Below are 4,011 nucleotides of genomic sequence, written 5' to 3'. Positions count from 1 at the left end.
CTGGAGATCCTGCTGCGTAATCCCGGCAAGCTGATCAGTCAGCGTCAGCTGCTCACCGAGGTCTGGGGGGCGAAGTATCTCAAGGAGACCCATTATTTGCGTCAGTACATGGCTCAGCTCCGTAAGAAGCTGGAGCCGGATCCGGGCCGCCCGGTCCATCTGCTCACCGAGCCCGGGATGGGCTACCGCTTCCAGCCCTGAGAACCGCCGCCCCTGAGAGCGGTGGGCTCGGCAGGCGGCGGACCGTCGTGCGGAACCCGTCAAAAAGCGTGGAGGGCATGTCAGGGATCCGTATGCAGATCAATCCGGCGGCGCTTTCCGGAGTTTGATGGGAGACGAAAGGCGTGGTTCTCCCAAGGAGGTGGTTGCGGTGTTCCGATCCGAGCAGGTCGGGTTCTCGCTCGCCGGTGGACTCCTCGCCGTCATCGCCGCGACCGTGGTGGCCTCGCTGGTCTTCACCGCGGCGGAGACCGCCGGACGGCTGTCTGTCGTGATGCTCGCCGTGTGCTGTCATGCCGCCCGGGGTGTCCGTGTCGCCGCGGCCGTGGCGACCGTCGTCATGGCGTGGCTGTTCACGACCGGTTTCCTGGTGAACTCCGCCGGGGAGCTCACCTTCGACGGTCCCGGCCTGTCCCGCCTGGGACTGCTCGCCGTCGCGGCCCTGGCGGGTGGCGGATACGCGGTGTTTCACCGTGCGCCGGTCGCCCAGCGGAGGGAGAGCACTTCTGTGCCCTCGGCACAACATGATCACGCTGGTGATATGACAGTTTCGCACCCTGCTCAGATGGCTCACCTCAGGTGAATCGCACGGTTCCCCCCTTACCGCGATCCTCAAAGGACCTCCCGCGGGCGTCCTGACCGAGACGAAGGGGCTCGCCGACGCGTTCGCGCGCCGCAGGCTCGGTCACAGGCTCCGTCGGCCTGGAGCTGCTCTGCGGCACCGCCCAGCCCGTCGCCACCGGGGCGCCGTCGGCGTCCACCAGCATCAGGTCCAGGTCGGTGAACCACTCCCTGACCCTTCCGATGTACTGACCGGCGACCTGATCGGCGGTGATGAACGTGGGGAAGCCCTCCGAGAACAGCCGCCCCAGCTGCTCCTCAGGCCAGGCGCGTGCGTCTCTCCGTTCAACGGTCAACGTCATGGCGATCAGTTCTATCGCACCGGGACCGGCCCGGCGAACGACCTCCGCCGACCCCACCGGAGACGGGCCGGGCTTCCGGAAGTGCCGTGGCCGCCGGTGGGTTTCGCGGCGGTGGCGTGGGTGAGGGGATGCCGCCGACCGGGATTCGTCCCTTCCGGTGGGTTGCCCGGAGCGGGTCGAATTTGTGCTCGGCCCTCATGGTGGTAGCATGGACTCAGTTGCAGTTGTGGTACCCATGAAACTTTATGTGCGCCTGACGGGATGTGACCCTCAGGTGCATTTTTGTTTGCTGGTCATCTCCAGATGGGCTCATTGCGGCTACGCGGGATCCGTACATCGCGGATTCCGGCTCTGCCCCTTACTAAAGGAGATCGACATGGCGACTGGAACCGTGAAGTGGTTCAACGCGGAAAAGGGCTTCGGCTTCATCGAGCAGGACGGCGGCGGCGCCGACGTCTTCGCCCACTACTCGAACATCGCGGCCCAGGGCTTCCGTGAGCTGCAGGAGGGTCAGAAGGTGTCGTTCGACGTCACGCAGGGCCAGAAGGGCCCGCAGGCGGAGAACATCGTTGTCGTCTGACGCACAGCAGACCACGCGGTCGGGGCCCGCACCTCTCTGAGGTGCGGGCCCCGACCCGTTTCACCGGCCGGGGCCGCCGACTTGCCCGCGAGGCCGGTGCGGGTCTGACGGTGCGCACGTCGCCGGGCCCCGCCGATGCCGAGCACTACCTCAGGACCGCCGCCCGCCGCTCCACCTCGCCGACCTCGGCCCCCACCTGCTGCTCGTGCACGCCGTCTGGCTGGACGACGCCGAGGTGGACGCGCTTCTCGGCTCGGTACGGCGGTCGCCTACTGCCCCTGGGCGTATCGGTCTTTGACATCCTCCCCCGCCTGAAGGCGTGGGATTCCACCCCGAATCCCTACGCGATGAGGAGTTCGGATTGAGGTTCGCGGTTCACCGGCCCGCCCAACGGCGGGCCTCCCCGCGCAGCCGTCCCATGCCCTGGGACGGTGTCTCGGATGTTGCGGGCCGCGTTGACGTCGGCGTTGTCCCGGTGCCCGCAGGCCACGCAGAGGAAGAGGGCTTGGCTCTCGCGGCTCTCCCCGGCGACGTGCCCGCAGGCGTTGCAGGTCTGCGACGTGAAACGCGGATTGATCTTCCGGACCCGGCCCGGAGCCTTGTGCTCCAGCCGGGTTACGAGCCGGCCCCACCCGGCGGCGAGGATGCCCCGGTTCAGCCCGGCCTTCTGCCGGACATTGCGCCCCGGCGCTTCGACGGTGCCGCGCGCGGAGCGGATCATGTTGCGGACCTTCAGGTCCTCGACCGCTATGACGTCGAAGCGGCGGGCCAGGCCGGTGCTGGTCTTCTCCGCCCAGTCCTTGCGCCGGTCGGCCTCGCGGGCCTTCAGCCGGGCGATGGCCGCTTTGACCCTGGCGCGCCGGTTGGAGCCGCGCTTGGCCTTGGCGAGCTTGCGCTGAAGCCGCAGCAGCCGCTTGCGCTCCGCGTCACGCAGGGCGGGCGCGTTCAGCAGCTCACCGGTGGACAACGCGGCGCTGACCGTCACACCCCGGTCCACGCCGACCACCTCACCCGTGCCCGGCCCGGGCACCGGGTCAGGGATCGCGGCGAACGCCACATGCCAGCGCCCCGCCGCATCCCGGGTGATCCGGAACGACTTCACCCCCTCGCCAACGGCGCGCGACCAGCGAAACCGCACCCAGCCGACCTTGGGAACCCTCACCTCGCCGACGTGGCGGGAGACGCGGCGCACATCGCCGGGCTTGACCGCGACGATACGAAACCCCTCGGCCCGGCCGCGTCTGCGGAAGGCCGGCTTGCGGTGGGTGCCGCCGAAGAAGTTCGCCATGGCCTGGGCGAAGTCCTTGAGCGCCTGCTGCTGCACCGTCACCGACCCAGCGCGCAGCCAGCCGAAGGCGGAACGCGCCTCGGTGAGCTGCCGGCACTGCTCGGCAAACCCCGGCGCGGAGGTACGGCCCGGCTTCCAATGCCGATACTGCTCGACGGCGAGGTTCCACACGAACCGGGCGTGCCCGCAGTGCCCGGCCAGCCCCTGCTCCTGGGCAGGCGACGGCTGAAGCCGGAAGCGGGACACGCCGATCAATCTACCGAGCCCCACCGACAAAACCAGGAGACCACCGTGCCCGACCGTGCCGCGTTTCTTCCCCGCCCTGAAGGACGGGGCATCCACGCTGGAGGTAGCCGGTGACGTGCTCGTCGGCGGCAGGCAGGTGGTCCGCCGGGGCCGCTGCGTGACCGTCGACGAACGGCACTGCGCGACGACGCCCCCCAAACCTCCGCCGACCTGCTCAGCGGGGCCGGCATCGCCGTACGCCACCACTGGCCACACGCCTGGAGCCGTTGAATGAGAGTCGCCGTTGTCGCTGCCCCCGAGGCCGTCGAGCTGCGGGAGGAGCCCACGCCCGCGTTCGTGCCCGACGAGGCCCGGTCGAGGTGGGCGCCTGCGCCGCTTGCCGCCGGGGACGGAGCACGCTCCGCAAACGTCCGCAGGGCGGGATGCCGGCGGACGGGACCGTCTCGTTCGGCGCCACCTACATGGGCAGGCTGCACCTGGCCCTCACGCGACAGCGCGGCGCGAGCCTCGTCGGGCCCGAGCGCGGGTGTGGCGCAGGACGGAGGGCACACGGGTCCGCGTATGACGATTGAGAACGAAAGCGCAATAATTATTATACCATAAATCGCCGCCAATTGCGCATTGACTTCAATTGGAATTGAATCCTGAAATTCGCTACATTGAGCCTTTTTCATCCTCAGACGGCTTGAGCGACACGGTGGCTCTGAAGGACGGTGATGGCCTTGCACAGGTGGCCGGCCTTGGAAGGGCTGCAG

General features: G+C 68.6%; 7 protein-coding genes. 4 read left to right on the top strand and 3 right to left on the bottom strand.

Going from position 1 to position 4,011, the window contains the following annotated elements; all coding sequences use genetic code 11:
• Together ABZ194_RS30125 and ABZ194_RS30120 are read left to right on the top strand one after the other, a co-directional pair.
• A partial coding sequence (locus ABZ194_RS30125; RefSeq protein WP_355600408.1) for a winged helix-turn-helix domain-containing protein occupies positions 1–201 on the top strand: 201 nt, incomplete at its 5' end.
• Positions 202–370: 169 nt separating this feature from the next.
• Positions 371–802 (top strand): hypothetical protein, encoded by a 432-nt coding sequence (locus tag ABZ194_RS30120; RefSeq protein WP_355600407.1) that lies wholly within the window; start codon positions 371–373, stop codon positions 800–802.
• Here ABZ194_RS30120 and ABZ194_RS30115 read toward each other — a convergent pair.
• Positions 795–1,142, bottom strand: a complete 348-nt coding sequence (locus tag ABZ194_RS30115; RefSeq protein WP_355600406.1) for a hypothetical protein — start codon at positions 1,140–1,142, stop codon at positions 795–797. The two genes, ABZ194_RS30120 and ABZ194_RS30115, sit on opposite strands and share 8 nt — an antisense overlap.
• A 376-nt stretch (positions 1,143–1,518) precedes the next feature.
• Between ABZ194_RS30115 and ABZ194_RS30110 the strand changes: the two genes are divergently transcribed.
• The gene (locus ABZ194_RS30110; RefSeq protein ID WP_355600405.1) at positions 1,519–1,722 is read left to right on the top strand and encodes a cold-shock protein; all 204 of its coding nucleotides are present in this window, start codon (positions 1,519–1,521) and stop codon (positions 1,720–1,722) included.
• Between the two features lie 145 nt (positions 1,723–1,867).
• Here ABZ194_RS30110 and ABZ194_RS30105 read toward each other — a convergent pair whose 3' ends face one another.
• Positions 1,868–2,023: a hypothetical protein gene (locus ABZ194_RS30105; protein ID WP_355600404.1), complete on the bottom strand. Its 156-nt coding sequence runs from the start codon at positions 2,021–2,023 to the stop codon at positions 1,868–1,870.
• A 39-nt stretch (positions 2,024–2,062) separates the two neighbouring features.
• Positions 2,063–3,256: a transposase gene (locus ABZ194_RS30100; protein ID WP_355600403.1), complete on the bottom strand. Its 1,194-nt coding sequence runs from the start codon at positions 3,254–3,256 to the stop codon at positions 2,063–2,065.
• 55 nt (positions 3,257–3,311) lie between these two features.
• On the opposite strand from ABZ194_RS30100, the gene ABZ194_RS30095 reads away from it, so the two are divergent.
• Positions 3,312–3,530 (top strand): hypothetical protein, encoded by a 219-nt coding sequence (locus ABZ194_RS30095; protein ID WP_355600402.1) that lies wholly within the window; start codon positions 3,312–3,314, stop codon positions 3,528–3,530.
• Positions 3,531–4,011: the final 481 nt, after the last annotated feature.

The organism is Streptosporangium sp. NPDC006007 (genome assembly GCF_040614315.1).
GTDB lineage: Bacteria > Actinomycetota > Actinomycetes > Streptosporangiales > Streptosporangiaceae > Streptosporangium.
The sequence above is the reverse complement of the archived record's forward strand: the minus strand, read 5'-3'. Positions and strand labels throughout refer to the sequence as shown.

What these genes read in the sequence shown, in the direction of transcription:
- ABZ194_RS30115 (WP_355600406.1), bottom strand. Translation starts at nt 1,142, where the DNA reads ATGACGTTGACCGTTGAACGGAGAGACGCACGCGCCTGGCCTGAGGAG.
- ABZ194_RS30105 (WP_355600404.1), bottom strand. Translation starts at nt 2,023, where the DNA reads ATGTCAAAGACCGATACGCCCAGGGGCAGTAGGCGACCGCCGTACCGA.
- ABZ194_RS30110 (WP_355600405.1), top strand. Translation starts at nt 1,519, where the DNA reads ATGGCGACTGGAACCGTGAAGTGGTTCAACGCGGAAAAGGGCTTCGGC.